32 protein-coding genes are annotated in these 26,481 nt (G+C 65.7%); 11 read left to right on the plus strand and 21 right to left on the minus strand.

The features are described from left to right. Positions 1 to 5: 5 nt before the first annotated feature. The 3 genes from EU800_RS00460 to EU800_RS00470 form a co-directional block, all read right to left on the minus strand. On the minus strand, positions 6 to 1,004 hold the full coding sequence (locus tag EU800_RS00460) for a peptidase U32 family protein (protein ID WP_129627249.1): 999 nt from the start codon (positions 1,002 to 1,004) through the stop codon (positions 6 to 8). After that, the gene (locus tag EU800_RS00465) at positions 1,001 to 1,528 is read right to left on the minus strand and encodes an SCP2 domain-containing protein (RefSeq protein WP_242500336.1); all 528 of its coding nucleotides are present in this window, start codon (positions 1,526 to 1,528) and stop codon (positions 1,001 to 1,003) included. Before EU800_RS00465 ends, EU800_RS00460 begins: the two co-directional genes overlap by 4 nt. A gap of 188 nt (positions 1,529 to 1,716) precedes the next feature. Continuing rightward, positions 1,717 to 2,163 carry an iron-sulfur cluster assembly scaffold protein gene (locus EU800_RS00470; protein ID WP_129627252.1) on the minus strand — a complete coding sequence of 149 codons (447 nt, stop codon included), beginning with the start codon at positions 2,161 to 2,163 and terminating at the stop codon, positions 1,717 to 1,719. Positions 2,164 to 2,232: 69 nt separating this feature from the next. Here EU800_RS00470 and hisI point away from each other — a divergent pair, with 69 nt between their 5' ends. Beyond that, positions 2,233 to 2,592, plus strand: a complete 360-nt coding sequence (gene hisI, locus EU800_RS00475; RefSeq protein ID WP_129627255.1) for a phosphoribosyl-AMP cyclohydrolase — start codon at positions 2,233 to 2,235, stop codon at positions 2,590 to 2,592. A gap of 83 nt (positions 2,593 to 2,675) precedes the next feature. On the opposite strand, the gene gluQRS is transcribed toward hisI, so the two are convergent. After that, positions 2,676 to 3,530, minus strand: a complete 855-nt coding sequence (gene gluQRS, locus EU800_RS00480; RefSeq protein WP_129628121.1) for a tRNA glutamyl-Q(34) synthetase GluQRS — start codon at positions 3,528 to 3,530, stop codon at positions 2,676 to 2,678. A gap of 221 nt (positions 3,531 to 3,751) precedes the next feature. Here gluQRS and EU800_RS00485 point away from each other — a divergent pair, with 221 nt between their 5' ends. Then, complete coding sequence (locus EU800_RS00485; RefSeq protein WP_129627258.1) at positions 3,752 to 4,357, plus strand: 2-hydroxychromene-2-carboxylate isomerase; 606 nt, start codon at positions 3,752 to 3,754, stop codon at positions 4,355 to 4,357. 70 nt (positions 4,358 to 4,427) lie between these two features. Here the strand turns inward: EU800_RS00485 and EU800_RS00490 are convergent, their stop codons facing one another. The 4 genes from EU800_RS00490 to EU800_RS00505 form a co-directional block, all read right to left on the minus strand. After that, positions 4,428 to 5,078, minus strand: coding sequence for a Crp/Fnr family transcriptional regulator (locus tag EU800_RS00490; protein ID WP_242500372.1), 651 nt, complete (start codon positions 5,076 to 5,078; stop codon positions 4,428 to 4,430). Positions 5,079 to 5,169: 91 nt separating this feature from the next. Then, the gene (locus tag EU800_RS00495; RefSeq protein WP_129627261.1) at positions 5,170 to 5,358 is read right to left on the minus strand and encodes a hypothetical protein; all 189 of its coding nucleotides are present in this window, start codon (positions 5,356 to 5,358) and stop codon (positions 5,170 to 5,172) included. Further along, positions 5,355 to 6,728 (minus strand): methylenetetrahydrofolate--tRNA-(uracil(54)-C(5))-methyltransferase (FADH(2)-oxidizing) TrmFO, encoded by a 1,374-nt coding sequence (gene trmFO, locus EU800_RS00500; RefSeq protein WP_129627264.1) that lies wholly within the window; start codon positions 6,726 to 6,728, stop codon positions 5,355 to 5,357. Before trmFO ends, EU800_RS00495 begins: the two co-directional genes overlap by 4 nt. A gap of 49 nt (positions 6,729 to 6,777) precedes the next feature. Further along, positions 6,778 to 7,323: a hypothetical protein gene (locus tag EU800_RS00505; protein WP_129627267.1), complete on the minus strand. Its 546-nt coding sequence runs from the start codon at positions 7,321 to 7,323 to the stop codon at positions 6,778 to 6,780. 801 nt (positions 7,324 to 8,124) lie between these two features. On the opposite strand from EU800_RS00505, the gene EU800_RS00510 reads away from it, so the two are divergent. Then, entirely contained in the window at positions 8,125 to 8,535 is a 411-nt protein-coding gene (locus EU800_RS00510; RefSeq protein WP_129627270.1) for a globin domain-containing protein, read from the plus strand. An 80-nt stretch (positions 8,536 to 8,615) separates the two neighbouring features. Here EU800_RS00510 and rplI read toward each other — a convergent pair whose 3' ends face one another. From rplI to EU800_RS00535, 5 genes are all read right to left on the minus strand, one after another. Then, positions 8,616 to 9,239, minus strand: coding sequence for a 50S ribosomal protein L9 (gene rplI / locus EU800_RS00515; RefSeq protein ID WP_129627273.1), 624 nt, complete (start codon positions 9,237 to 9,239; stop codon positions 8,616 to 8,618). Between the two features lie 11 nt (positions 9,240 to 9,250). Continuing rightward, entirely contained in the window at positions 9,251 to 9,478 is a 228-nt protein-coding gene (gene rpsR, locus EU800_RS00520; RefSeq protein ID WP_010139260.1) for a 30S ribosomal protein S18, read from the minus strand. Positions 9,479 to 9,507: 29 nt separating this feature from the next. Beyond that, a complete protein-coding gene (rpsF, locus tag EU800_RS00525) occupies positions 9,508 to 9,864 on the minus strand; it encodes a 30S ribosomal protein S6 (protein ID WP_129627276.1) in 357 nt (118 codons plus the stop codon). Between the two features lie 181 nt (positions 9,865 to 10,045). Further along, the gene (locus EU800_RS00530) at positions 10,046 to 10,420 is read right to left on the minus strand and encodes a hypothetical protein (protein ID WP_129627279.1); all 375 of its coding nucleotides are present in this window, start codon (positions 10,418 to 10,420) and stop codon (positions 10,046 to 10,048) included. Continuing rightward, positions 10,417 to 10,833 carry a hypothetical protein gene (locus EU800_RS00535; RefSeq protein ID WP_129627282.1) on the minus strand — a complete coding sequence of 139 codons (417 nt, stop codon included), beginning with the start codon at positions 10,831 to 10,833 and terminating at the stop codon, positions 10,417 to 10,419. Before EU800_RS00535 ends, EU800_RS00530 begins: the two co-directional genes overlap by 4 nt. A 198-nt stretch (positions 10,834 to 11,031) precedes the next feature. Between EU800_RS00535 and fabD the strand changes: the two genes are divergently transcribed. After that, positions 11,032 to 11,964, plus strand: coding sequence for an ACP S-malonyltransferase (gene fabD, locus EU800_RS00540; protein ID WP_129627285.1), 933 nt, complete (start codon positions 11,032 to 11,034; stop codon positions 11,962 to 11,964). A gap of 36 nt (positions 11,965 to 12,000) precedes the next feature. After that, positions 12,001 to 12,585: a DUF1349 domain-containing protein gene (locus EU800_RS00545; protein WP_129627288.1), complete on the plus strand. Its 585-nt coding sequence runs from the start codon at positions 12,001 to 12,003 to the stop codon at positions 12,583 to 12,585. A 75-nt stretch (positions 12,586 to 12,660) separates the two neighbouring features. Here the strand turns inward: EU800_RS00545 and EU800_RS00550 are convergent, their stop codons facing one another. Then, positions 12,661 to 14,415: an acetolactate synthase 3 large subunit gene (locus tag EU800_RS00550; RefSeq protein ID WP_129627291.1), complete on the minus strand. Its 1,755-nt coding sequence runs from the start codon at positions 14,413 to 14,415 to the stop codon at positions 12,661 to 12,663. A gap of 414 nt (positions 14,416 to 14,829) precedes the next feature. Between EU800_RS00550 and EU800_RS00555 the strand changes: the two genes are divergently transcribed. From EU800_RS00555 to EU800_RS00575, 5 genes are all read left to right on the plus strand, one after another. Next, on the plus strand, positions 14,830 to 15,024 hold the full coding sequence (locus tag EU800_RS00555; RefSeq protein WP_129627294.1) for a pilus assembly protein: 195 nt from the start codon (positions 14,830 to 14,832) through the stop codon (positions 15,022 to 15,024). A 148-nt stretch (positions 15,025 to 15,172) separates the two neighbouring features. After that, entirely contained in the window at positions 15,173 to 16,096 is a 924-nt protein-coding gene (locus EU800_RS00560; protein ID WP_129627297.1) for an MBL fold metallo-hydrolase, read from the plus strand. A gap of 14 nt (positions 16,097 to 16,110) precedes the next feature. After that, positions 16,111 to 16,659 (plus strand): thioredoxin family protein, encoded by a 549-nt coding sequence (locus EU800_RS00565; protein WP_129627300.1) that lies wholly within the window; start codon positions 16,111 to 16,113, stop codon positions 16,657 to 16,659. Between the two features lie 4 nt (positions 16,660 to 16,663). Further along, a complete protein-coding gene (locus EU800_RS00570) occupies positions 16,664 to 17,332 on the plus strand; it encodes an HAD-IA family hydrolase (protein ID WP_129627302.1) in 669 nt (222 codons plus the stop codon). Beyond that, positions 17,329 to 18,018, plus strand: a complete 690-nt coding sequence (locus EU800_RS00575) for an HAD-IA family hydrolase (protein WP_129627305.1) — start codon at positions 17,329 to 17,331, stop codon at positions 18,016 to 18,018. The genes EU800_RS00570 and EU800_RS00575 overlap by 4 nt, the downstream gene beginning before the upstream one ends. A 9-nt stretch (positions 18,019 to 18,027) precedes the next feature. On the opposite strand, the gene EU800_RS00580 is transcribed toward EU800_RS00575, so the two are convergent. Beyond that, the gene (locus EU800_RS00580; protein WP_129627309.1) at positions 18,028 to 18,774 is read right to left on the minus strand and encodes a YbaY family lipoprotein; all 747 of its coding nucleotides are present in this window, start codon (positions 18,772 to 18,774) and stop codon (positions 18,028 to 18,030) included. 62 nt (positions 18,775 to 18,836) lie between these two features. After that, positions 18,837 to 19,277, minus strand: a complete 441-nt coding sequence (locus EU800_RS00585; protein ID WP_129627311.1) for an Rrf2 family transcriptional regulator — start codon at positions 19,275 to 19,277, stop codon at positions 18,837 to 18,839. Positions 19,278 to 19,942: 665 nt separating this feature from the next. Here EU800_RS00585 and EU800_RS00590 point away from each other — a divergent pair. Further along, positions 19,943 to 20,917, plus strand: coding sequence for an SLAC1 anion channel family protein (locus tag EU800_RS00590; RefSeq protein WP_129627314.1), 975 nt, complete (start codon positions 19,943 to 19,945; stop codon positions 20,915 to 20,917). Between the two features lie 40 nt (positions 20,918 to 20,957). Here the strand turns inward: EU800_RS00590 and EU800_RS00595 are convergent, their stop codons facing one another. The 5 genes from EU800_RS00595 to choX all read right to left on the minus strand — a co-directional run bounded on the left by EU800_RS00595 (position 20,958) and on the right by choX (position 26,401). Beyond that, the gene (locus EU800_RS00595; protein ID WP_129627317.1) at positions 20,958 to 21,953 is read right to left on the minus strand and encodes a 2-dehydropantoate 2-reductase; all 996 of its coding nucleotides are present in this window, start codon (positions 21,951 to 21,953) and stop codon (positions 20,958 to 20,960) included. Further along, positions 21,950 to 23,473: an acyl--CoA ligase gene (locus EU800_RS00600; RefSeq protein ID WP_129627320.1), complete on the minus strand. Its 1,524-nt coding sequence runs from the start codon at positions 23,471 to 23,473 to the stop codon at positions 21,950 to 21,952. The genes EU800_RS00595 and EU800_RS00600 overlap by 4 nt, the downstream gene beginning before the upstream one ends. A 63-nt stretch (positions 23,474 to 23,536) precedes the next feature. After that, the gene (gene choV / locus EU800_RS00605) at positions 23,537 to 24,568 is read right to left on the minus strand and encodes a choline ABC transporter ATP-binding protein (protein ID WP_129627323.1); all 1,032 of its coding nucleotides are present in this window, start codon (positions 24,566 to 24,568) and stop codon (positions 23,537 to 23,539) included. Next, positions 24,565 to 25,401 carry a choline ABC transporter permease subunit gene (gene choW / locus EU800_RS00610; RefSeq protein ID WP_129627326.1) on the minus strand — a complete coding sequence of 279 codons (837 nt, stop codon included), beginning with the start codon at positions 25,399 to 25,401 and terminating at the stop codon, positions 24,565 to 24,567. Before choW ends, choV begins: the two co-directional genes overlap by 4 nt. Before the next feature lie 76 nt (positions 25,402 to 25,477). Then, the gene (gene choX / locus EU800_RS00615; RefSeq protein WP_129627329.1) at positions 25,478 to 26,401 is read right to left on the minus strand and encodes a choline ABC transporter substrate-binding protein; all 924 of its coding nucleotides are present in this window, start codon (positions 26,399 to 26,401) and stop codon (positions 25,478 to 25,480) included. Positions 26,402 to 26,481: the final 80 nt, after the last annotated feature.

The following is a 26,481-nucleotide window of genomic DNA, read 5'->3' on the forward strand; positions in this document are numbered from 1 at the left end:
ATCTGTCACCGCCATTTCTTGGTCTTGAAGGCGCCTTCGGTCTGCTTCTGCCCCTCGGTCAGGGCAGCGAGATCCGCGAGCTTGGGCGCGCGGCCGGCGCGGATGTCGTCGACCGCCTCGCGAAAGGCGGCCACCACCTTCTTGACATAGGCACGGCTGCGCTGGCGGCCCTCGATCTTGAAGGCCGTAACGCCCGCGTCCATGAGGTCCGGCAGGAGCTTGGAGAGGTTGAGGGAGATCGGCTCCTCGAACGCGTAATAGCCCTTGGGCTGCGCCGCGTTACAGTAGCGGCCCTTGCAGATCGTTGGGTAGCCCGCGCTTTCCTGCGGGCCGAAACGGTCGATGGTGAAGGGGCCGAGCCGGGTCGAGAGGTTGCCCGCGTCATCCTTGGCGTACTCGACAAGGTGCGCCGGCGAGCAGACGCCGTCCATGTTGGTCGAAAGCCCGGTGGCGTAGTTGGTGAGCGAGCAGCGGCCCTCCACCATCAGCCCGTGATTGCCGAAGATGAAGGTCTCTATCTCGCAGGGGATCTCCGCCTTGATCTCTCGGATTTCCGGAATGGTCAGGATACGCGGCAGGACCACCCGCTTCACGCCGAATTCGCGGACATAGTAGCAGATCGCGTCCGGGCTCGCGGCGGCGGCCTGCACCGAGAGATGCAACCGGCGGTCGGGCTGGGTCTCGGCGATGTAACGCGCAACCCCCATGTCGGCGACGATATAGGCGTCGACATCGAGCGCGGCGCCAAGATCGGCCGCCTCGCGCCAGAGCGCGACCTTGCCGGCGGGCGGGTAGGAGTTGAGCGCGAGCAGCACCTTCGCGCTGCGCGCATGGGCATATTGCACCGCTTCGCCAAGCTCCTTCGGGGTGAAGTTCAGTCCCGGAAAGTTGCGCGCGTTGGTGGCATTCTGGAAACCGCAATAGATCGAATCCGCTCCGGCATCGACCGCGGTGCGGAGAGCGGCGGGAGTGCCGGCAGGGCAGACCAGTTCACCTGTTGTCATTCGAATGCGTCCTCTGTCGGGGAGGTCCGGGACCGGGCCGCGAGCTTGTTGAGCGCGAGCCGGCCGGCAGGACCGAACATGCTTGCCACCGTATCGGCAATCGAGCCCTCGACATCGTCGAGCGCGTTGCGCAGCGTGACCACCGCCTCGGTGTCGCCGCCGATCACAAGGTCGCGCGAGAAGAAGATCGCATCTCCGTCGACTTCGGCGTCGAGCAGGCCGAGCAAGGTGGCAAAATCGCCGGCGATGCTGGCCTTGTGCCGTGGCAGCCGGTCGCGCCGGACCGCGCGCAGGATCAGCGACGGCGGATAGGGGCGCAGGTGCAGCGCAAAGGGCATGTCGGTCAGGTCGATGACGAAATCGGTGCGCTGGTGCTTGCCGAGGCGCTCGAAGAGTTCGGGATGCTCGCGGGCCACGCGGCGGACGATGCGGTAGAGCAGCGGCTGCAGCGGCAGGAGTGGGACCGGTGCCTCCGACAGGGACGGCAGGTGACGGGCGAGCGGTTCGGGCAGAATGTTCATCATGTGTGACAGATACCCCTTTTCGCAGTCCAGTTCCGTTGACACTCGGCACGCCGGAGCCCCCTACGTGGGACCCGACCGACACCGCTCTACGCGCGTCGCCGGGCCGGGACAACGGGACAGCCCGCCGCGCACGGCCGAAAGACCGCAAGCGCATGGCTCCCGCGTCAGTTTGATCTGCGAAATGGGGGTCAGGCGGCCGCTTCGGCCTGTGTCATCGCCTCGAGCGTGGCGTCGAAGGCGAGCAGGATCGAGGCGTGGCGATTGGTGAATTCCCGTGCCGGAAGAAGGACTTCCAGCCCGTCGAAGGGCGCCTCCGGCACCGGGCCGCTCTCGCGCAGCATCGCCGCGAGCTGATCCCGGGCGATACGGATCTCCTCGCGGCTGCGTCCGATCACATGGGCGCCGAGCACCGAGGCGGCGGCCTGGCCGAGCGCGCAGGCCTTCACGTCCTGTGCGAAATCGACGATGCGTCCGCCTTCGCTGCGCAGGTCGACGGTCACCGTCGAGCCACAGAGCGGCGCGCGCCGGCGCACAGAGACGCAGGGCGGGTCAAGGCGGCCGAGATGGGGGATGTCGGCGGCGAGCGCGAGGATGTTGCCCGAATAGAGCTTGACGAGATCGAGATCGCTGGCCATGGGCTTTCCTGTTCCGGCGGGTGCCTTCTTTATCTACGCCTGCTGACCGAGAATTGCAAAGGAGGCGACATGGGGTTCGATCCGCAGAGCCTGCGCTTTGACGCACAGGGCCTGATCCCGGCAATCGCGCAGGATGCCACGACGGGCGAGGTTCTGATGATGGCCTGGATGTCCGCCGAGGCCGTTGCGAAGACGCTTGAAACACGCCGCGTAACATACTGGTCCCGATCACGAAAAAACTTCTGGGTAAAGGGCGAGACGTCGGGCCATGTGCAGGCGCTGGTGGAGATGCGGGTGGATTGCGACCGCGACTGCCTGCTGCTCCTCGTCGACCAGACCGGGCCGGCCTGCCACACCAATCGTCGCAGCTGTTTCTATACCGCGATCCAGGAGGATGCCGAGGTGATCCTGACCGCTCCCATGGAATAGCGCACGCGACGCGGCTTTTTCCCGCTGCCGAGTATCTTCGTCGGAGGCGCGGTACGCAGGACCGCTGCAAAAACACACGCTTCCTAGGCGAGGCCGACCATGGTGCGAATATCTTCGGGGGTCGCGCCCTCGGCGCGGTATCGGGCGATCGCCCGGGCGTCGTCGCGCTTGGCCAGGCGCTTTCCGGTCTCGTCGCGGATCAGCCGATGGTGGTGATAGACCGGCGTCGGCAGGCCGAGCAGGCGCTGCAACAGGACATGGATCGCCGTCGCCTCGAACAGGTCGCGGCCGCGGACGACGAGGCTGATGCCCTGTGCGGCATCGTCGAGGGTGACCGCGAGGTGATAGGATGTCCCCATGTCGCGCCGCGCGAGCACGATGTCGCCGATGCCCGAGATCATTTCCTCGGCCGGGACGACGATCCGGCCGGTTTCGCCGGACGGCCCGCTCCCTTCCTCGAGAAATGACACTTCGTCAACGGTATCCACGGCCTTCTTCATGTTCAACCGCAGCGCATCTTCCGGCATTTCCGCCGGGCGGGGACGGTTGCGGCAGGTGCCGGGATAGATCACACCGTCCGGGCCCGTGAGCGGCGTGCCACCCTCCTGCGGGGCTTCTGCGGCGGCCAGAATATCGCGCCGCCGGCAGGAACAGGGGTAGAGCAATCCGCGTTCCCAGAGCCGGTCCAGCGCCGCGCGATAGAAAGGCAGACGATCCGACTGGCGCATCACCGGCAAGGGCCACGTGAGCCCGAGCCAATGGAGATCGTCGAAGATCTGCGCCTCCCAGCCTGGCCGGGACCGGCTCCGGTCGATGTCTTCGATCCGGAGCAGGAAGCGCCCACCGGCACGCTGCGCTATGTCCCGGGCCAGCAGCGCCGAATAGGCGTGTCCCAGATGCAGCGGGCCGGTCGGCGAAGGAGCGAAGCGAGTGATCATCATGACAGATTGGGATGTGGCGCCAGTGAGCCGGGGAAGGCAAGCGAAAGATCAGCGTGTGATCTCGGGAGAGAGGACGCCTCGCAAGACCTTACCGATACAGACACGGTCGAGGGACGACCATCCGTGCGGTGATCCGGGGCAGGAGACAAACTCTGTAGTCGCGTCGGCCGGCTTTCGCTAGCCTGCTTATCGCGAGCCGGAAAAGCGGAGGAAACGACATGACGCAGATCGATTTCTGGTATTCCATCGGAAGCACTTACAGCTACCTGACGGTCATGCGGCTTGCGGATATCGAACGGGAATCCGGGGTTACCTTTCGGTGGCGACCGTTCAATGTTCGCCACATCATGACCGAGCAGAACAACATTCCGTTCAAGGGAAAACCGGTCAAGACCGCCTATATGTGGCGCGACATCGAACGGCGCGCGGACCGCTACGGTCTCGCGCCGCGTTTTCCGGTGCCCTATCCGTTGCCCGAGCTCGTCTTTGCCAACCTGGTCGCCACCGTCGGTGTCGAGGAAGGCTGGGTGGAGGAGTACTCGCGCACCACCTATCGCCGCTGGTTCGAAGGCGGCGAGCCGGCCGGAGAGGAGCCGAACATCTCGGCAAGCCTGAAAGAGATCGGCCAAGATTCGCGCGCTGTCTTGGCGACCGCAAGGTCAGACCGGATCGCGGACGCCCTGTCCGCCGCCACGGCGGAGGCAATGGAGATAGGTGTCTTCGGCTCCCCCACATTCGTGGTGGGCGGCGAGCTGTTCTGGGGCGATGACCGCCTGGACGATGCGCTTGACTGGGTGACGCGACGCGGACCAGGTCGGGAATAGCTGTAGATTCTGATGGCCGTGCGCGGGGGAAAAGGGTCCGGACCGCAGGCGCGATTGCTGGCCCGGAAGTTCAACGCGTCCCAGTCGCGACGGCCGCGGCGCCCGGGCCAGCGAAACTGTGCTGGAACATGTCGGGCCGGCGTTCGACCGATTGGACAAGCCGGCGCGTGATCGTCTTCATGATCGCCATGCCGAAAGCGGGATCCTGGAAATAGAGCCGCAGGAAGGTGGCCTCGTCGACAACGTGGACCTGTGAGTCGACGGTGCAGCGCGCGGTCGCCGTGCGCGCCTTGGCATCGGTGAAAAAGGCGATCTCGCCGAAGATCTCGCCAGCCCCGAGGGTTATGTCGAGTTCCTCCAGCCGAATCTCGCCAGAGTCGATGAAATAGAGCGCATCCGGCGTGTCGCCCCGGCAAAAAATGTCTGTGCCGGCCGGCATTCTCCGAGGGCGGCTATAGCTCTTCAGCACCGAGAAATCGAGCGAATCGACGCTTCGGGTCGCCGCGACCCGGCGCCGGAGTCGCAGGATCTGCGCCGTGCGCCAGAGGTTGAAGGGCAGGAGGATCAGGTCCAGGAACAGCATCGGCCAGAGGCTGAGCAGCAACGAATAGGCGATGAAGAACAGGTTCGAGATGATCGCGGCGATCCGCAGCGGCAGCATCGTCTTCATCGAATAGGTTGCGAGCGTGGCCGCCGAAGCGGCCCAGCCGATAAGATCCACGTATTCCAAGGTTTTCCTCCCGTTGCGCCCGGGGAGGGTAGCCGAGTGGAGATGCCGGGAACAAGGGCCCAGGCGACGCCCGAGCTGGCTTTCACCGTTCGCGGGTGACGCTTGATTGGTGGATGAGGAGCCAGGCCAGAAGGATGAACATCGGGTGGGTCAGCCCGCCGGAGAAGATGATCGCCGGGACCCAGATCAGGAACGTGATGAAGCCGAGGATCGGCCGGCCGGCGATGGCAATCGACAGCGGCGGCAGCAGGATGGCGAGCAGGTAGTTCACGAGACCTCGCTTTCGGCCGGAACCGGCGCAGGCAGGCCCAGCCATTCGGACCAGGCCGCCTTGGCACGGTCGGTATAGAGTTTGTAGCGGACCTTGCGCCCGCGGCGCCCCCCCTTCGCCTCGACCGGGCGGAAGAGGCCGAAATTGACGTTCATCGGCTGAAACGTCTTGGCGTCGGCGCCACCAGTGATGTGGGTCAGCAGCGCGCCCATGGCAGTGTCGGCCGGCACCGGAGGCAAGCGCCGGCACTGCAACTCGGCGGCGGCCATACGGCCGGCCAGCAGCCCCATGGCGGAACTCTCGACATAGCCTTCGACGCCGGTGATCTGGCCGGCAAAGCGGATATGCGGGCGGGAACGAAGCCGCATCTCGCTGTCGAGCAGCGTGGGAGAGTTGATGAACGTATTGCGGTGGATACCGCCGAGGCGTGCGAAACGGGCAGTCTCGAGCCCCGGGATCATCCGGAAGACCTCCGTCTGCGCGCCATATTTCATCTTCGTCTGGAAACCGACGATGTTGTAGAGCGTGCCGAGCGCGTTGTCGCGGCGGAGCTGGACCACCGCGTAGGCCTTTTCCTCCGGCTTGTGCGCGTTGGTGAGGCCCACCGGCTTCATCGGCCCGTGGCGCAGCGTTTCGCGGCCCCGCTCGGCCATGACCTCGATCGGCAGGCAGCCGTCGAAATAGCCCGCCGTCTCGCCCTCGTGGAACTCGGTCTTGTCGGCCGCGAGCAGGGCGTCGATGAAACCCTCGTATTGGTCGCGGGTCATCGGGCAGTTGAGATAGGCGCGGCGCTCTTCCGCGGTCTCGCCCTTGTCGTATCGCGACTGCATCCAGGCGACCGACATGTCGATGCTGTCGGCATAAACGATTGGGGCGATAGCGTCGAAGAAGGCGAGGCTCTCGGCGCCGGTCTCCCGGGCGATCGCCTCGGCCAGCGCGCCCGAGGTGAGCGGACCGGTGGCGATGATCACGGGGCCGTTGTCGGGGCCGGGCAGGGCGGTGACCTCACCCTCGACGATGGTGATCTGCGGATGGGCGCGGAGCTTGCGCGTCACCGTCTCGGCGAAGGGCTCGCGGTCAACCGCCAGAGCGCCGCCAGCGGGCAGAGCATGGGCATCGGCCGTGGCCATGATGAGGCCGCCCGCCGCCCGCATCTCCCAGTGCAGCAGGCCCACGGCATTCTGCTCGTCATCGTCGGAGCGGAAGGAATTGGAACAGACCATCTCGGCAAGGTTGCCGGTGCGGTGGGCGAAGGTGCCGACCTTTGGCCGCATCTCGTGGAGCACCACTGGCACACCGGCCTCCGCGGCCTGCCAGGCAGCTTCGGAGCCGGCCATGCCGCCGCCGATGATATGAACTGAAGCTTGCATAAAGCGCCATGTAGGGCCTTGCGCGGCGCAAGGGAAGGCGCAGACGGTGTTAACCGGAGCGTGCGTTCTCGAAATCTTCGTGGAACAGCCGCTCCATCTCCTCGATGGAGAGCTTTTCGGTCTCCTTCGCGTCGCCACGTGCGCCGTTCTCGTCCCCAAGGCGGCGCGGATGGATGCGGCGGGGCCGGGGGCGCCGCACGATACTGCGGCGACGGACCGACTCGCTGTCGGTTTCGGCATAGGTGAGCATCAACGCGGCGATCAGCGCGAGGTCGCGCCAGAAGGTTCCGAGGTCCTCGTCAAGGCCGAGTTCGAGCATCCGCAGGTAGCTGGCCCAGAATGTCAGAAGGCCCAGCGTCAGCGCGGCACCGCGCAGCCAGACCCCAATCATGACCAAATAGGAGAGCCCGAAGACCGAGAATGTCGCCACAGGTCCCGCGAGTTCCGGAGGCAGCACCCGGGCCGTCAGCGGCAGCAGCGAACTTCCCGGGATTAGGCCGATCGCGCCGGCCAGGAAATAGGAGGCGATGGTAATCCGCAGAAGGTTCTGGGCGGTCGCGCTGAGCACGACTCTGGTCCCCGAGGCGTTTTTCATTCCTGGCCTTCCCGATCCATGTTCTGCGTGTCTTTCCCAGCCCTGTCGTGAACCGGAAACACCGCAGCGACAATCATTCAATGCCCTCAGAATTGTTCAGGAAAACGGCGTGGCCTTGGAAGCTTTGTGGAAATTCCGTTGGAAGAACGTGGTGGAAATTGGAAACGCAATGTTTCCGGAACCCCAATTGTGCTGCGGAATCAAGGGGAGTTTCCTAAAAATTAAGGAATATTAATAGATTGGCGCAGGTTTCTGCCCGATTTCAGCCGCAATCTGTCGATTCGCGGTTTCGTCGGGGGTGCCCTGTGATGTGCGGTCTCCATCGGTGCCAGGCGCCCCGTCCTCGACGGATGGCGCCTTGATGCCGGATTCGAAGGCGCCGCCGGTCCTTGTGGTCACGGCGAGAGGATTGCGGTCCGCGACAAGAGATTACACGTTGTTGGATCTATACCGCAGGGATAGCCTGGGCGGCGAGAAAACTGGCAATGATGGCTCCCAATACAGGCCTTTCAGGGCTGGGAGATACGGGGATGACAATCCCGGCGAAGAGCGCGATCCGAACGGCCACGAGCGCTTCGGGATCCACGGCTTCCGCGCAGGAGGTCACGGGCAAGAAAGGCGGCTGGACCTACGGGTGGCTGGCAGCGACCCGCCTCGGCTATCGTCAGACGGGGCGGAACCCGCGTTCGGACCAGATGCTCACCATTTACTACCGGAGCGGAGCGACGTTGCCGAGGAACGTCCGCTACCGGCCGAAGCGGAAGGCTTGGGGACGCCAAAGCAAAAAGGGAAGACAGCGACATGAACAGCGATGACATCGAGCGAGTGCGGCAGGGCTGGGCAGTGGCGGCGGCCGACCCCGAGGCTCTGACGACCGCCTTCTACGGTCACCTTTTCCGGATCGATCCGACAAGCCGCGCGCTTTTCGGCGAGGACATGGCGGCGCAGCGCGGCAAGCTCGCGTTGACGCTCGATTTCATCATGGGCGTGCTCGACGACACCGACACGCTCGTTCCCGCGGCGCGCGACCTCGCGCGTCGTCACGTTGGCTATGGTTTGCGACCGGATCAGTATTCCCATGCCGGCGCGGCGCTGATCCACGCGCTCGAGGATCAACTCGGCACCGCATTCGGAGCCGAGGACCGGGCTGCGTGGGAACGGGTCTACGGCGCGCTCGAGGCGGTTATTCTCGACACGATCTCGGAGACGTAGCCAGCAGGCACGGCGGCTTTCAAAACGAAAACGGGCCGCCCGATCGGGGCGGCCCGTCCTGTCTTTCCGGCGTTGGCCGGTCAGTCCTCGATCGGGTCCTGCGGGGCTTCCTCGGCGGTCGCGCCACGCAGCGCCTCGTCCTCGGAGGCGGCCGAGCCGATGTCGTCGAAGAGTTCGGCAATCTCGAACTCGTTCGCGGCCTCTTCTTCGGCGGCGACTTCCTGGATGGTCTTGCCGGTGGCCTGCAGTTCGGCCTCTTCCTGCGAGCGAGCAACGTTCATGACGATCGTCGCCACGACCTCGGGGTGCAGGTTCACATGCACCTCGTGCAGACCAAGGTCCTTGATCGGACGGGTCAGGGCAACCTGCTTCTTGTCCACCGAGAAACCGCCGGCGGTGGCCGCCTCTGCGGCGTCGCGCGGGGTGACCGAGCCATAGAGCGCGCCGGCGTCGGAGGCCGAGCGAATCACGATGAACTGCTGTCCGTCGAGCTCGGCGGCCAGCTTCTCGGCCTCTTTCCGGCTCTCGAGGTTGCGGGCCTCGAGCTGGGCCTTCTCGGCCTCAAACCGGGCCTTGTTGACCTCGTTGGCGCGCAGCGCCTTGCCCTGCGGCAGCAGGAAGTTGCGGGCGTAGCCGTCTTTGACGGAAACCACCTCGCCCATCTGGCCGAGCTTGGCCACGCGTTCCAGAAGGATGACGTCCATGATGTCTCTCCTTATTTCACGGCATAGGGAAGCAGGGCGAGGAAGCGGGCGCGCTTGATGGCGCGCGCGAGTTCGCGCTGCTTCTTGGCCGAGACGGCGGTGATGCGGGAGGGCACGATCTTGCCGCGCTCGGAAACGTAGCGCTGCAGCAGACGGGTGTCCTTGTAGTCGATCTTGGGCGCGTTCTCACCGGAGAACGGGCAGACCTTGCGGCGGCGGAAAAACGGTTTTGCAGCCATGGTTTAAGCTCCTCTTCTCAGGTGTTGGATTAACGGCGTTCGCGACGGCGGTCGTCGCGTTCGTCGCGCTTCTGCATCTGGACCGACGGGCCTTCGACATGCTCGTCCACCTTGATGGTGAGCACGCGCATCACGTCGTCATGCAGGCGCATCAGACGCTCCATTTCCTGCACGGCCGGCGCGGGGGCGTCGGTCTTGAGGAAGGCATAGTGGCCCTTGCGGTTCTTGTTGATCTTGTAGGCCATGGTCTTGACGCCCCAGTATTCCTGGTCGACGACCTTGCCGCCATTGTCGGCAAGGACGGTCGAGAAGTGCTCGATCAGCCCTTCGGCCTGCGCGTTGGAAAGATCCTGACGCGAGATGAAGACATGCTCGTAAAGCGGCATGCGCGTACCTTTCGTTTCTAAAGCGGCCTTCATAGGGCGGGCGATGATCTCCGCGGCCCGTCCACGAGAGGCGCCGCTGGTCAAGCGATGTGCGGAGATGCGGCGGTCTACGCCGCCCGGGCCTGCAATGCAAGAGCCAATGGCCGCGTCAGCCCGGGATTGCCAGGGGTCGGCCTGCGGCTCACTCGCCGGGTTCCTGTTGTGCGGGCGGGGCCTTGCCGTGGCGCTTGCGCAGTTCCTGGAAGAGCGGCGGCACCGATGTCCCCATGAACATCAGGATTCCGGCAAACATCATGTAGTTCATCTCGTTGTCGAGAAAGGCAAATTTCTTGTCGATGAAGGGGGTGCCGTTCTCCAGCACGATCGGCTCGACCACCATGGAACTGTTCACCATCATCGGGATGACAACGAGCCCGACCGGAACCGCCATGCCATAGAGGCCGAACCGGCGGGTCTTGTGCAGGCGCAGGAAGTCCGAGAGCAGGACGCCGAAGGCGAAGCAGAGGGCGGGCAGGATGGTGATGAGGAAGAGGTTTGACGAAAGGAACGCGGTCATTGGGCCATCTCCAGGATCGTTCGGGTGGTCATGGGGCTGGTCTTCAGGCCATTCTGAGCAACGCTGCGTGTTCTCGGCGGGTCGGACATCACGAGATCTCCGCCGCTGCCGGGATAGGCTACCCAGCCAAGTGGCGCGGCGTTCGGATCGCCAGCGGGCGCAATCTGCACCCAGGTCGTGGTCTGGCCGATGCCGGATTGCTGCCGGGTGATGGCCGTCACCCGATAGGAGGCGTTGGCCTGGGTGGTGGCGACAACGCCGCCATCGCTCTGGAATATTCCTCGCGGCGGGTTGCCGACGATGTCGACCGCGCCGCGCGCTTCCAGCGTGGCCTGGGCCATTGCGGTGGCCGGCGAGAGGCCGAGAACAAACAGCAGGAGCAGGGACATTCGCCCTTTGATAGAGTCAGCCATGTTCACTCCGATGAAAACGGGTCGTTCGTGCGTGGTGCAACCATAGCATGGAATCGAATTTGCGCCCAACCCGGTGGGCGGCTGAGGACGTTTCCGGCGAGGCGGGCGCGGGCCGGCCTGAGACGGCACGCCGCTTGCCGGGACGGTTCGGAGCGGTTAGAGCACGGCGCCACGCACAACCAGAGGGAGGGGCACCAAATGAGCCGCGCATTCGTTTTTCCGGGACAGGGCGCACAGACGATCGGCATGGGCAAGGCGCTGGCCGACGCCTATCCGGGTGCAAAGGCGGTGTTCGACGAAGTGGACGCGGCGCTTGGCGAGAGACTGTCGAGCCTGATCTGGGAGGGCGACATCGAGACGCTCACGCTGACCGAGAACGCGCAACCGGCGCTGATGGCGACATCGATCGCCGCGCTCAGGGCGCTGGAGTCCGAAGGTCTAGGCCTCGCGACGGCAAGCTACGTCGCCGGCCACTCGCTCGGTGAATACTCGGCGCTGGCCGCCGCGGAGGCGCTCAGCGTCACAGACACGGCCCGGCTCCTGCGCACGCGCGGCAAGGCCATGCAGGCCGCGGTGCCGGTGGGCGAGGGAGCGATGGCGGCGATCCTGGGGCTGGGGTACGAAGCTGTCTCGGAGGTAGCCGTTGAGGCCGCGGAGGGTGACGTCTGCGCTGCCGCGAATGACAACGATCCGGCGCAGGTCGTGGTCTCCGGCACCAAGGCGGCGGTCGAGCGCGCGGTCGAGATCGCCAAGGGGAAGGGCGCCAAGCGTGCGGTCCTTCTGCCGGTCTCCGCGCCCTTCCATTGCGCGCTGATGCAACCGGCGGCCGAGGTGATGGCCGAGGCGCTTGCGGGTGTCACGATCGCGGCGCCGAAAGTGCCGGTGGTGGCCAATGTGCGGGCCGCTGCGGTGACCGACCCGGACGAGATCCGGGCGCTGCTGGTCGAACAGGTGACCTCGGCGGTGCGCTGGCGGGAATCGGTAGCGTGGATGTCCGAGCAGGGCGTCAGCGAGATCTGGGAGATCGGTGCGGGCAAGGCGCTGAGCGGCATGATCCGGCGGATCGACCGGGCGGTGGCCGTGCGCAATGTCGGCTCGCCGGAGGATGTCGCGGCGGCGAAGGAGTCCTGACCTTCGCGGCGCGGTCCCGGAAATGGGAGAGGGGCGATGGCGGAGACGCTTCCATTTGACCAGGGCACCTGGCTCAACCCGCCGGTCGCATCGCGGATTCGCGGCGACCGGCTGGAGATGGTGACCGCCGAAGGCACGGATTTCTGGCGCCGGACGCATTACGGTTTCGAACGGGCGAGCGGTCATGCGCTGCTCTTCGGGATGCCCGGCCGGTTTGCCGCCGAAATCACCTTTTCCGGGCAGTTCGCAGCCAAATACGAACAGGCGGGCCTGTTGCTCTGGGAAGACGAGACGCGCTGGATCAAGGCTGGCATCGAGTATGCCGACGGGCGGCCGAACCTTGCGGTCGTGGTGACGGATGGCTGTTCGGACTGGTCGATGACGCCGCTCGGCTCGACGCCGGACACCTGCACGATCCGGATGACGGCGACGGACACGGCGGTGTTCGTCCATGCCCGCATCGCCGGGTCCTGGCAGATCCTGCGGGTGACGGATTTTGTCGCGAAGGATGCGCGGCTCGGACCGATGGCCTGCTCGCCGCAGAGCGGGGGACTGACGGTGAGCTTCGGCCAGCTTACGGTCGGGTCGGTGCCCGATGACCCGCTCTATCTCCCGAAATAGACCGCTCGCACGCTTGGGACGTGAGAACGGCCGGCCCTGCACGGGCCGGCCGTTCGATTCCTGCGGTCTCACCGATCAGACGAGAACCGCACCCGAACTGCCGATGGCATCCTTGGTCGAGGCCTCGCCGAGCAACATCGAGTTGTGCGGCTCGCCCGACGGGATCATCGGGAAGCAGTTCTCGTGCTTCTCGACCAGGCAGTCGAGGATCACCGGTCCGTCATAGGCGATCATTTCCATGATCGCGTCGTCGAGATCCTTCGGATCGCTCACCACGAAGCCCTTGCCGCCGAACGCCTCGGCGAGCTTAACGAAATCGGGCAGCGCCTCCGACCAGCTGTGCGAGTAGCGCTCGCCATGCAGCAGTTCCTGCCACTGGCGCACCATGCCGAGACGCTCGTTGTTCAGGATGAACTGCTTGACCGGCAGGTCGTATTGCCGCGCGGTGCCCATCTCCTGGATGTTCATCAGGAAGGAGGCGTCGCCCGCGACATTGATGACGAGGCTCTCGGGATGCGCCACCTGCACGCCGATCGAGGCCGGCAGGCCGTAGCCCATGGTGCCGAGGCCTCCGCTGGTCATCCAGCGGTTCGGGTCCTCGAAGGTCAGGAACTGCGCCGCCCACATCTGGTGCTGGCCGACATCGGTGGTGATGTAGCGGTCATGCCCGCGAGTCAGCGCCTCGAGCCGCTGCAGCGCGTATTGCGGCTTGATGACCGTGTCCGAGCCCTTGTAGTCGAGGCAGCGGATGTCCTTCCACTCCTCGATCTGCGCCCACCATTTCGCCAGTGCCTCCCGGTTCACCTTGCGCCCGCGCGCCTTCCAGATGCGCAGCGCATCTTCCAGCACATGCGCCACGTCGCCGACGATCGGGAAATCGGTGCGGATCACCTTGTTGATCGAGGAGGGGTCGATGTCGATATGCGCCTTGCGCGAGCCGGGGCTAAAATCGGCGATGCGGCCGGTGATCCGGTCGTCGAACCGGGCGCCGATGTTGATCATCAGATCGCAGTCATGCATCGCCAGGTTGGCCTCGTAGAGCCCGTGCATGCCCAGCATGCCCAGCCACTTCTCGCCGGAGGCCGGGTAGGCGCCGAGCCCCATCAGCGTCGAGGTGATCGGGAAGCCCGTCGCCTCGACGAATTCGCGCAGGAGCTGGCTCGCGATCGGACCGGAATTGATCACGCCGCCGCCGGTATAGAAGATCGGCCGCTCCGCCGTCTCCATCGCCGCGACGAGTTCGGTGATCATCTCGATATCGCCCTTCACCTTGGGCCGGTAATGGCCCTGCGGCGCTTCGCGCGGGCCCAGATAGGTGCCGGTGGCGAACTGGACGTCCTTGGGGATGTCGATCAGCACCGGGCCGGGGCGGCCGGTAGTGGCGACGTGGAATGCCTCGTGGATCGTCTCCGCGAGCAGGTCAGTGTCCTTCACCAGCCAGTTATGCTTGGTGCAGGGCCGGGTGATGCCGACGGTGTCCGCCTCCTGGAAGCCGTCCGACCCGATCATGAAGGTCGGGACCTGACCCGTCAGGACGACGAGCGGGATCGAATCCATCAGCGCATCGGTGATGCCAGTGACCGCGTTCGTCGCCCCCGGACCGGAGGTCACCAGGACGACGCCGGGCTTGCCGGTCGAGCGTGCATATCCCTCGGCGGCATGGGTGGCGCCCTGTTCGTGGCGCACCAGGATATGCTTGATTCCCTGGTCGAGGAAAATCTCGTCATAGATCGGAAGCACGGCGCCGCCGGGATAGCCGAACACGACGTCCACGCCCTGATCCTTCAGGGCCTGAACCACCATTCTTGCTCCGGTCATCTGCTGCGCCATCTTGCTTCTCCATTCGCTGGCGTTCGAGACAATAAAAAACCCCCGTCACAGACGAGGGCGCATGGGGTACCGTTATGGTCTACCGTTACCGGCCCATGCGCCTTTCCCCTACGAGTACAAGAATGCTGGTCATTCTCGGAGATTCCTTAGCTTTAGTGCGCGCGACCTTAGGCGCGGCGGCGGAGGGCGTCAACGCTCTTTTCGGATAAGATGTCGCAGGGCGGCAACGGCGCGAAACATTCTTTCGCGATCCGCCATGGACCTGACGACTCCGTAGGCGGCAATCCGGCCCAGCCGGAACTTCGCCACGATTGCGTGGTTCCCATTGGTTGCGCAAACACCTGAACAGACCGATGCCCGGCGGCGTGTGGAGACAGTCGCCAAGGCGAAACATTTCGACCAGAGAGGACACCAATGAGACTTTTCAAACGGATCCCCGCTTTCGCGGCCGAGCAGGACGGTGCCGTGACCGTCGACTGGGTGGTGCTCTGTGCCGCTATCGTCGGGATTGCCCTTGCAGTCGTTTCGGTCATTACCGGTGGCGTGGAGGACCTGTCCAGCGACATTTCAAACCAACTCGCCGTCTCGCAGATCAAGACCACCTTCTAGACACCCGACCGGCCCCCTTGCCGGGGCTTCGGACCGATGCGCCCCCGGAGTTTTCACTCTTGGGGGCGATTTGCGTTGCGGGATGATTGTTATTCGTGAATTTGAATGTAAGTATGCGCGTGCGACTGGGAGATGGGGAGGACAGGCCATGAAACTGACGCGCAGAAACATGATACAGGCGACGCTGGCGGGGGTGGCCGCCGGTGGGCTGGGGCTGCGGCCGCGATGGGCACAGGCGGCGATCACGCTGGGTGACATGGAGATCCAGACGCTGAGCGACGGACACCTGACGCTGCCGGGCGATTTCATCTTCGGCCCGATGCCGCAGGACGCGCTCGCGCAGGTGCTCGCGCCCTTCGGCATGACGCCCGACCAGGCGCTGACGCCGGCCTGCAACCTGACGCTGCTCCGGAGCGGCGACAACACCGTTCTGTTCGATGCCGGCGCGGGCTCGGCCTTCCAGGACAGCGCGGGCAAGATCCTCGACGCGCTCGACGCCGCGGAGCTCGCGCCCGAGGACATCACCCATGTCGTCTTCACCCACGGCCACCCGGATCATCTCTGGGGCGTGCTCGACGACTTCGATGATCCGTTCTTCCCGGAAGCCACGCACATGATGGGAAAGGCCGAATGGGATTACTGGACCGATCCGAACACGGTCGACTCGATCGGCGCCGAGCGCGCCGCCTTCGCGGTGGGAGCGAAGCGGCGGCTGGAGCTGATGGAGGACCGGATCGACTTCTTCGGCGATGGTGAAGAAATCCTGCCCGGTGTCGCCGCGCGGATGACGCCGGGCCACACGCCGGGCCACATGTCCTTCGAGATCCGGTCGGGCAGCGAAAGCGCGATGGTGATCGGCGATGCGATCGGAAACGACCACGTCGCCTTTGCGCGCCCGGATTGGCGCTCGGGCTCGGACCAGGATTTCGACCTCGCTGCGGCGACCCGGATGAAACTGATGGATCGGCTTGCTGCGGAGCAAATGCCGCTGATCGGCTTCCATCTCGGCGGCGGCGGGATCGGACGTGCGGAAAAGACCGCGGATGGCTATATCTTCGTTCAGGACATCTGACCGAGGAGGCTTTCATGGCTGCAATCCCCCCCGTCTGCGACTTCGGCTGGAAGGCGCCGTCCTTCCGGCTCCCGGCGACGGATGGCAGGGTCTGGACCCTTGCCGACATTGCCGGGCCGAAGGGCACGCTGGTCATGTTCATCTGCAACCATTGCCCCTATGTGCTCGCCGTGATCGACCGGATCGTGCGCGACGCAAGGGACCTTCAGGCGCTTGGCATTGGCGTGGCCGCGATCTGTTCCAACGACGCGGCCACCTACCCGGACGACGGCTTTGACAACATGGTGACGAAGGCCGCCGAATGGGGGCTGCCTTTCCCCTATCTCCATGACGAGGACCAGTCGGTCGCCCGCGCCTACGATGCCGTGTGCACGCCGGACTTCTTCGGCTTCAACGCCGATCTCGCCCTGCAATACCGGGGGCGTCTTGACGCATCCCGCAAGACCGCCGGCGCCGCGGACTTGCGGCGCGAGCTCTTCGAGGCCATGAAGCAGGTGGCCGAGACCGGCCGCGGTCCCGAAGAGCAGGTCCCCTCGATGGGCTGCTCCATCAAGTGGAAATGAGCCAATGAACATCGTCTTCGACCTCGACGGCACGCTGATCGACAGCGCGTCGGACATCCAGCACGCCACGGGCATCATCCTCGGCCGGCTGGGAAAGGAGGCGTTGACGCTGGACGAGGTGCGGGAGTTTGTCGGCGAGGGTGCGCCGGTTCTGGTGAGCCGGATGATGGCGGCGCGCGGGATCGAGGAGACGCCCGAACGCCACGCGGAGATATATGCCGATCTGCTCGCCGAATACGAGGGCGCGGTGGAGCGGGCGGTATTCTACCCGGGCGTGGTCGATGCGCTGGCGCTGTTGAAGGCGTCCGGTCACCGGCTCGGCCTTTGCACCAACAAGCCGGAGGCGCCTGCCCGCGGGGTGATGGACCATATGCGGCTCTGGGACTATTTCGACGGTTTCGTCGCCGGCGGGATGGCGGAGCGGCCGAAGCCCGCTCCCGACATGCTCGATCTCTGTGTCTCGCAGATGGGCGAGGGGCCGGTGCTCTACGTGGGCGACAGCGGCACCGATGCGAAGACGGCGCAGGCTGCCGGCACACCCTTCGCGCTCTATACCGAGGGCTACCGCAAGAGCCCGGTTTCGGAGATCCCGCATGACTGGGCCTTCGACCATTTCGACCGGCTGGCGGAGATCGTCACCGAGGCGCTTGCGCGGCAGACCGCAGCGCAATGAAGGCACTGCTTTTCGACATGGACGGGACCTTGGTGGAAACCGAGGACGTGCATCGCCGCGCCTTCAACGCGGCGTTCGAGGACATGGCGCTGGACTGGCACTGGGACGCGGAGTGCTACCGCGGGCTGCTGGCGGTCTCGGGCGCGGTTGAACGGATGGGCTATTTTCAGTCCCGGTTGCCGGAGGCGGAACGTGTCCCGACCGACAGGCTGAAAGAGGTCTATCAGTCCAAGCGGCAGCATTTCTTCCGCCTGCTGGAGGCCAATCCGCTGCCTTTCCGCGCGGGCGTAACCGAGTTGTTGGACACGGCGCGGGCGCACGGCCTTTCCCGTGCCGTGGTGACCGCGGCCAGCCGGCCGAGCTTCGAGACGGTGGCGCAAAGTTGCCTGCCGGCGCCGGCGGAGGAGATCTTCGACACGGTCGTGACCGGGGACGACGTTGCCCGCAAGAAGCCCGATCCCGAATGCTACCTGCTGGCGCTGGCGCGACTTGGCTGTGCGCCCGAGGATGCGCTGGTGTTCGAGGACAGCCCGGTTGGCCATGCCGCGGCGGTGGCGGCGGGTATCCGCGTCGTCGTCACCCCTTCGCCGGACGGGCCGCAGGATGGGAATTACGGCGACTCGCTCGTGCTGCCCTCGCTGGAGCCGGAATACTGGTGTGAGTTCGGCTTCCCTCCGGCGACCTGAGCCCTCGGCTCAGAGATGGACCACGTGGAAACGGGCCAGCACCATGTCGGAGCTGTCGAGAAGCTCCAACGTCTCGCCGGTGATCCGGTAGCCGGCAGCGGCACCGAGCGCCTTGGCAAAGCTGCGCTCGATCTCGTCGAGCGGCGGCGGGCAGGCCATCATCGTCATCGCGGCCGGGCCGAAATCCACCGTTCCGTCGCCGATCTCGACGCTGCCGCGGAGCATGTTGCAACCCACTGTCGCGCTGTAGCCACCGTCGCCGAGGAACACCAGGTGCGGGTCCTGCTTGCCCTCAATGGCCGTCACCTCGGCACCTCCGAGTTCCTCGAGCTTCCAGAACGTGTCGATGAGGTCCGCATCCGGCGCCGGGGCGCCGACCAGTTTCAGCAGCAGGTCGGCACCGTCATCCGCGCCGCGGGTCAGGACCGGGTACGTCGTGTCGGTCGTCATCAGCAACCGTTCGTTCTGACGGACGCTGGCGCGCAGCGCATAGCTCCGTGACGGGTCGATCACGGCGGGATCATAGTCGATGGAAAAGCGGAAGGGCGGGGTGCCCGGATCCTCGATCCGGTGGCGCGTAAGCACGCGCGCCGGCGCATCAGCCCGCGAGACGTCCTCGAGCGTGATCTCGAGGACCGAGTTCGGCGGAAGCATCATCCGCTCCCGATAGGTAACTGTGCCGTCGAGGGTTTCGGCGTCCGACAGCGCAGGTGCCGTCAGGAAAGTCAGTGCCGCAAGCATCGCTTTTCGCATCATGTGGTCCCCTGAAATCGATCGGTCACCGGGAGCATAGCACAGCGACGGGAGGCGCGCGCGGATCAGGTGGGCTTGATCTCGAGCAGCGTGCGCAGGCCGGAATTGTCCTGGATGAGATCGGCCAGCGTGACCTTGTCGAGTGCGGCATAGAAGGCTTCGAGCGCCACCGAAAGCTGGCCGCGCAGCCGGCAGGAGGCGGTGAGCGGGCAGTGATTGTCCGAGCCGGCGAAGCATTCGGCGAAAGGCACATTGGCCTCGAAGACGCGGAAGACCTGGCCGACCGAGAGCGCCTCGGGCGCGACCTTGAGGCGGATGCCGCCATTGCGGCCGCGGGCAGTCTCGATGAACCCGGTCTGGCCGAGCATGTTGATGACGACGCCGAGATGGTTCTCCGAGGAGTTGCACGCCTCGGCGATCTCGGCCTTGCGGACGATACGGTCTGAGTTGATGGCGCAGAACATGAGTGCGCGCATGGCGAGGTTCGTGCGTACGGTCAGACGCATGTCGGCCGATCCCTTCGAGACTCCGTCCTTCCGGGCGAAAGATGCCCCGGGTAATCATGATACAGACCATATTTTGCAGTTTTGATCCAGTTTAAATGCATGAAGCATGTATCTATGCCGGTGCGCTGCGCTGGAATCGCGGCCGCAACCCTGGCGAGACATGGCGATTGTCATGATTCGGCAAGCGTTTGGTCAGGGGGAGCTTGGTAAGCGTGGCGCGGCGACGGTTGTGTGCGGGAGCGGTGGCGCAAAGGCAATCGCTGAAATGCCTTGGTATGCCCGTCTCCCACCATGCGACTCTCCCAATGCCAGCGAGGTGATGCGCGGGTCACAGCCGGGCGTGAGCGAAAAAGGCGCATGGAAAACGGCCGTGGCTTAACGTATCGTGAAAATTGAATGTTTTTGCGCGCCGGACCTTGCCGGCTGCGCCCGATAACAGATAATGAGGATGCGTCATTGTGGCGAGACAAGAGGCGCGTGGCACGGATGTATCGTGGAACGACCCTGCAGTGCTGGCCTTGGGCCGCCTCGGTTTCGGCCAACATCGCCCTGTCGCGCGCGGAGGCCACCCCCTACGGCGCAGGACATGACCGTCGCGGCGGCGGTCGGAAACGGACCTTCTATTGCTATTGGGCAAATGCCCTGATCCCTGGAGCACCCGACGCATGAGCCAAACGGAAGCAGTACTCGAGCCGCGGCTCGCACATTTCCCCGTCACCTTCTATGCCACCGTCATGGGGCTGGCGGGGCTGACGCTTGCCACCCACGTCGTCGAAACCTGGTTCGGCGTCGGGGCGCTCGCCTCGCATGTGTTCCTGGCAGCGACGGTTCTGGCTTTTGTGTCGATCTCGGTCTTCTTCGCCGTGAAATGGCGGCGGCACCGGGCGCAGTTCCGCGCCGAGTGGAACCACCCGGTCAAGAAGGCTTTCTTCCCGGCAATCTCCATTTCGCTGCTGCTCATTGCCACCGCGCTTGCTCCCTCGGTCCCGGATGTCGCGCGGGGGATCTGGCTGCTCGGTGCGGCGCTGCAAGCGGTGCTGACGCTCGCCGTCATCTCCGGCTGGATCGGCCACCGGCCGTTTCAACCGATGCACATCTCGCCGGCATGGTTTATCCCGGCGGTGGGCAATGTCGTGGCCCCGGTGGCCGGCGTCGGGCTGGGCTTCGTCGAGCTGTCCTGGCTGTTCTTTTCCGCCGGTCTCGTCTTCTGGCTGATCCTCCTGGTTCTCGTGATGAACCGGCTGATCTTCCACGACCCGCTGCCGGGCAAGCTGCTGCCGACGGTTGCCATCCTCATCGCGCCGCCGGCGGTCGGTTTTCTCGCCTGGATCAACCTCAATAGCGGGCAGCCCGATGCGCTGGCACGGATCCTGCTCAATGCGGCCTATCTGTTTGCCGCGCTCGTGGCGGTGCAGGCGCCGAAAATCCGCAAGACGCCCTTCGCGCTGTCCTGGTGGGCGCTGAGCTTCCCGATCGCGGCGCTGACCATTGCGACCTTCCGCTATGCGGCAATGACGGATTCGGGCGTGCATGGCGGGTTGGGGCTGCTGTTCTTCCTGATGCTGCTGGCGATCATGGTGTTGCTGGTGGTGCGGACGCTGAGGGCCATTGGCGCGAAGGAGATCTGCGTGCAGGAATAGCGCCGCACCGACGGGCCGGGCGGTCTGCCCGTCACCCGGTTCACATAGTACGTGGCACCGTCGGATAGAGCCCGGCCATGCGCGCCCGGAGGCGGATCAGCGCCAGAACCGCGTCGATCATCGGTGTCGCCTCTCCGACCAGCCGGCCGAGTTCCGCAACCGACCCGACCAGCGCGTCGATCTCCATCGGCCGCCCCGCCTCGAGGTCCTGCCACATCGACGTCCGGTGGGCGCCGACACCGGCGCCGCCGTCGATCCGGCGCTCCACGTCGATCGGGAATTTCACGCCGAGCCTTGTGCCGATCGTCTGCGCTTCCAGCATCATCGCGCGGGCCACATTGCGGGTGCCTGGATCCGTGCAGAGCACGTCGAGCGTCGCGTGGGTCAGCGCGGAGATCGGGTTGAAGGAAAGATTGCCCCAGAGCTTGAGCCAGATCTCGTCGCGGAGCCGCGTCCGCACCGGTGCTTTCAGCCCGGCCGCAATCAGGGCTTGCGAGAACTCCATGGCGCGGTCCGATTTCGTGCCGTCCGGCTCGCCCAGCGAAAACCGGGTGCCCTCGACATGTTTCACAACACCGGGGCGTACCACCTCGGCGGCCGGATAGACCACGCAGCCCAGCACACGCTCCGGACCGATGCCGTCCCATTGCGCGTCTCCCGGATCGACCGAGGCAAGGCGGGTGCCCTCGAACGCACCGCCGTGAGCGTGGAAATACCACCAGGGCAGGCCGTTCACGGCGCTCACCACGCAGGTCTCCGGCCCGATCAGCGGCTGCATCGCGCTGACCAACGGCGGCACCGAATGCGCCTTGAGGGTGATGACAAGATAGTCCTGCACGCCGAGCGCCGCGGGGTCGGCCTCGGCGCGGACCCGGACGCAGGTCTCGCCATCGTCCTCGAGGAGCCGCAGCCCGTCCGCCTGCATCGCGGCGAGATGCGGGCCGCGGGCGACCAGCGAGACATCCGCCCCCACCGCCGCGAGCTTCGCGCCGAGATAGCCGCCGATGGCGCCTGCGCCGAAAATGCAGATCCTCATGCCAGCCCCAGCTTCTCGGCCATGCCGATGCGCTGCATCTTGCCGGTCGCGCCCTTTGGAATCTCGCCTACGATCAGAACCTTGCGCGGCACCTTGAATGCTGCGAGCCGGGTGGCGGCAAAGTGCCGTATCTCCTCCTCGCTGGCCTGCGCGCCGTCGCGCAGCACCACCGCCGCGGCGACATCCTCGCCGAGACTGGGATGCGGCAGCGCGAAACACACGACCTGCGCCACAGCGGCGTGATCCATCAGCACCGCGTCAACCTCGAGCGGCGAGATCTTTTCGCCGCCGCGGTTGATGATCTCCTTAAGGCGACCGGTGAGGCTCAGATAGCCGTCGGCGTCGAAACCGCCCTGATCGCCGGTACGGAACCAGCGCCGGCCATCGGCCTCGAAGAAGCTCTTTGCGTTCGCCTCTGGATTCGCCTCGTAGCCGGGCGTCACGTTCGGCCCCGAGATCACTACCTCGCCGATCCCGTCGACGAGCCGGTCGTCCGCCTCGTCGGCGATCCGCACCTCGGGCCCGGCGGCGCGGCCGACCGCACCCGGCTTCTGCGCCTCCGGCGGCAGCGGGTTCGAGCACATCTGATGCGCCGCCTCGGTCATGCCATAGGCCTCGATCACGGGCGCGTCGAAACAGGCCGCCAGTTCGGCGAAGACCTGGGGCGGCAGCGAGGCGGAGGAGGAGCGCAGGAAGCGGAGTGACACCCGCTCCAGCACCGCTTCATTGCGCGGCGCGCGCGCGAGGATCGCCTGGTGCATTGTCGGAACGGCGGTGTACCAGGTGGGGCGGGCCGCGTCGAGCCAGGCGAAGAAGCGCAGCGCATCGAAGCCCGGCGTGCAGACGATCTGCGCGCCCGCTGCGACGCTTGCAAGTAGCGCCGCGATCAGCCCGTGGATATGAAAGAGCGGCATCACGTTGAGGCAGCGATCCGCGGGCGAGAGCGCCAGCGCTGCCGCCACGTTCCGCGCCGAGGCAGTCACGTTGGACTGCAGGAGCGGCACGATCTTGGGCCGCGACGTGGTGCCGGAGGTGTGCAGGATGAGCGCGGTGTCGTCAGCGCGCGGCGCGGCTGTGTCCGCCGGGGTGCCCGCAGACTCGGCCCGCAGGGTGAAACGCCCGGCCGCCGCGTCCGGGTCGGCCGTCAGCCAGAGCACCGGCAGGTCGAAACGCCGTGCGGCGGACAGGGCAGGGCCGTCTGCGCCCTCCGGGAGCACGATGGCGCGGGCCTTCAGATCCTCGAGGTAGAAGCCGAACTCCTCCTCCCGATAGGCCGGGTTGAGCGGTGCGGTCGTGGCCCATTGGGCGATGGTGAGAAAGGCCGCGGCCATCTCTGGTCCGTTCGGCAGCACGATCGCGACGCGGTCACCGCGGCCGATTCCGGCGGCGTGGAGCGTGGCCGCGACCTCGGTGCCGAGCCGCTTCAGGCCGGCATAGTCCATCCAGTCGCGCCCGGGCGCGCCGATCGCCGGAGCGTCGTCTTTCGCTGCGGCGATCATGCCGGAAATCGTCTCGGTCACTGCGGCCTCCCTGCGCTGCCGGTCGCTCCGGGTATAGCGCGCGCGCAGGCGCAGGCAAGGTGATCAGAGATCGGCGCGCGGATCGAGCAGGCGGTGCATGACGGTGGCCTTGGTGACCCGCCCGACGAGCGTGTTGCCGCGGTGGACACCCACGGCGACGCCCTCGGCAAGCAGGATGCGCATGACGTCCTCGACCGGCGTGTCGGCGCCGACGACGCGCGCGGGTGTCTCGCCATTGACCGATTCCATCACGTCGGAGGCGCGCAGCACGCCGAGCGGGTTCATGTGGGCGACGAAATCGGCGACATATTCGTTGGCCGGGTCGGAGAAGATCTCGCGCGGCGTGCCGCATTGCACGATGCGGCCCCCCTCCATGATCGCGATCCGGTTGCCGATCTTGAACGCCTCGTCGAGGTCGTGACTGACGAAGATAATCGTTCGCCGGAGCCGCGACTGCAATTCCAGCAGCTCGTCCTGGAGACGTGACCGGATCAGCGGGTCGAGCGCCGAGAAGGGCTCGTCCATGAGCAGGATCGGCGCATTGGTGGCGAAGGCCCGGGCCAGGCCGACGCGCTGCTGCATGCCGCCCGAAAGCTCGCCCACCAGCCGCTCCGACCAGTCCCCGAGCCCGACGAGGTCGAGCTGTTCGTCCACACGTCTGCGGCGCTCCGCCGCCGGCAGGCCCGCAAGCTCAAGCCCGAGGCCGACATTGGCCCGCACCGTGCGCCAGGGCAGCAGGCCGAACTGCTGGAAGACCATGGCAACGCATTCGCGACGGATTCGCCGCAGGTCGGTGTTCGAGGCGCCAACGACTTCGGCGGTCCAGTCGCCGTCGCGGATCTCGACCTGTCCCCGTACCACCGGGTTCAGCCCGTTGACCGCGCGCAGGAGCGTCGACTTGCCGGAACCGGACAGCCCCATGAGCACCAGGATCTCGCCTTCGGCCACTTCCAGAGAGCAGTCGTGGACGCCGAGGATCTGGCCGGTCTCGGCCTCGACCTCTGTGCGGCTGAGGCCGCGATCCATGGCGGGCAGGGCGGTTTCGGGCGCGTCGCCGAAGACGATGGAGACCTTGTCGAAGCGGACGGCGCTCATTTCTTCGCTCCCAGATTCAAGATCCGATCGAGCATGATCGCCAGCACGACAATGACAAAGCCCGACTCGAAGCCGAGGGCTGTATTGACTTGGTTGAGCGCCCGGACCACCGGGACACCGAGCCCGTCGGCGCCGACCAGCGCCGCAATCACCACCATCGAGAGCGAGAGCATGATGGTCTGGTTGAGCCCGGCCATGATCTGGGGAATGGCATAGGGAAGCTCTACCTTGGCCAAAACCTGAGACGGCGTGGCGCCGAAGGCACGGGCGGCTTCGAGCAACGGCTCGGGCGTTGTCGAGACGCCGAGCCAGGTGAGGCGGATCGGCGCGGGCAGGACGAAGACCACCGTGGCGATCAGCCCCGGCACCATGCCGATGCCGAAAAAGACGATGGCCGGGATGAGGTAGACGAAGGTCGGCAGGGTCTGCATCAGGTCGAGCACCGGGCGCATGGCCTGATAGAGACGCGGCCTGTGCGCCGCGGCGATGCCGATGGGCACGCCGATCGCCATGCAGACGACGCAGGCGGAGAGCACCAGCGTCAGGCTCTCGGTGGTCTCCTCCCAGTAGCCCTGGTTGATGATGAAGAGGAAGCCCAGAGCGACGAAAGCGGAGATCTTCCAATTGCGTTGCAGGAGCCAGCTCAGTGCGGCGAAGACCGCCACGACGATCAGCGGATGCGGTGTCTGGAGGATCCAGAGGATGGCGCCGATCATCGCCTCCATCGCCTCCGAGAGCCCGTCGAAGAACCAGGCGCCATGCCCCTGAAGCCAATCGAAGAGCGCCTCAGCGGCCTTTCCCACCGGGATCTTGTTGTCGGTCAGCCAGTCCATAAGATCTCCCGCGGCAGGCGCCGGACGGGCGCCTGCCTTCCTGGGTGTCGCGCCGCCCCGGAGGGGCGGGCAGGGATCAGTCCGCGAGGCCCGCCGTCACCGCGGCCACGGCATCGCCGCCATCCTTGGTGGTCACACCGTCGAGCCAGGGCTTCCAGGCGTCGGGGTTGGCCTCGAGCCAGGCCTTCGCGGCGTCTTCCGGGTCTTCGCCCGCGTCGAGGATCGCGGCCATGATCTCGTTCTCCATCGCAAGCGAGAAGACGAGGTTGCCGAGGAGCGCGCCGACATTCGGGCATTCCTCCGCGAAGCCCGCGCGGGTGTTGGTATAGACCGTCGCGCCGCCGAAATCGGGGCCGAAGAAGTCGTCGCCGCCGGTCAGGTAGCCCATGTCGAAATTGGCGTTCATCGGGTGCGGCTCCCAACCGAGGAAGATGATCGGATCCCCCTTCTTGGTGGCGCGCGCCACCTGCGCCAGCATGCCCTGTTCGGAGCTTTCCTTGACCTCGAAATCCTTCAGGCCGAAGGCGTCGCCGTCGATCATCGACTGGATCAGGCGGTTGCCGTCATTGCCGGGCTCGATGCCGTAGATCTCGCCGTCGAGTTCTTCCGCATGGGCGGCGATGTCGGCGAAATCGGAGATGCCGAGCGCCATGCCGGCATCATTGGTGGCGAGAGTGTATTTCGCCCCCGTCAGGTTCTCGCGCACGGTCACGACCGTGCCGGCCTCGCGGTAAGGCGCAATGTCGGCCTCCATCGTCGGCATCCAGTTGCCGAGAAATACGTCGATGTCGCCCTCGGCCATCGAGGTGTAGGTGACCGGCACCGAGAGCACCTTGACGTCAGTCTCGTATCCGAGCGCGTCGAGGATCGTGGTGGTCACCGCCGTCGTGGCGGTGATGTCGGTCCAGCCGACATCGGAAAAGCGAACCTCGTCGCAGGCAGCCAGCGCGGCCCCGGAGGTTGAAAGCAGAAGTGTCGTGCAGAGCGCGATACGGTTCATGAGAGGCGTTCCCTGTTCTTTCGCGGTTTTTGTTGATTGACGCATCAATTAAAAACAGCCTAGTCTCCGTTTTGCAAGCG

This window comes from Tropicimonas sp. IMCC6043 (assembly GCF_004146235.1).
Classification (GTDB): Bacteria; Pseudomonadota; Alphaproteobacteria; order Rhodobacterales; family Rhodobacteraceae; genus Tropicimonas.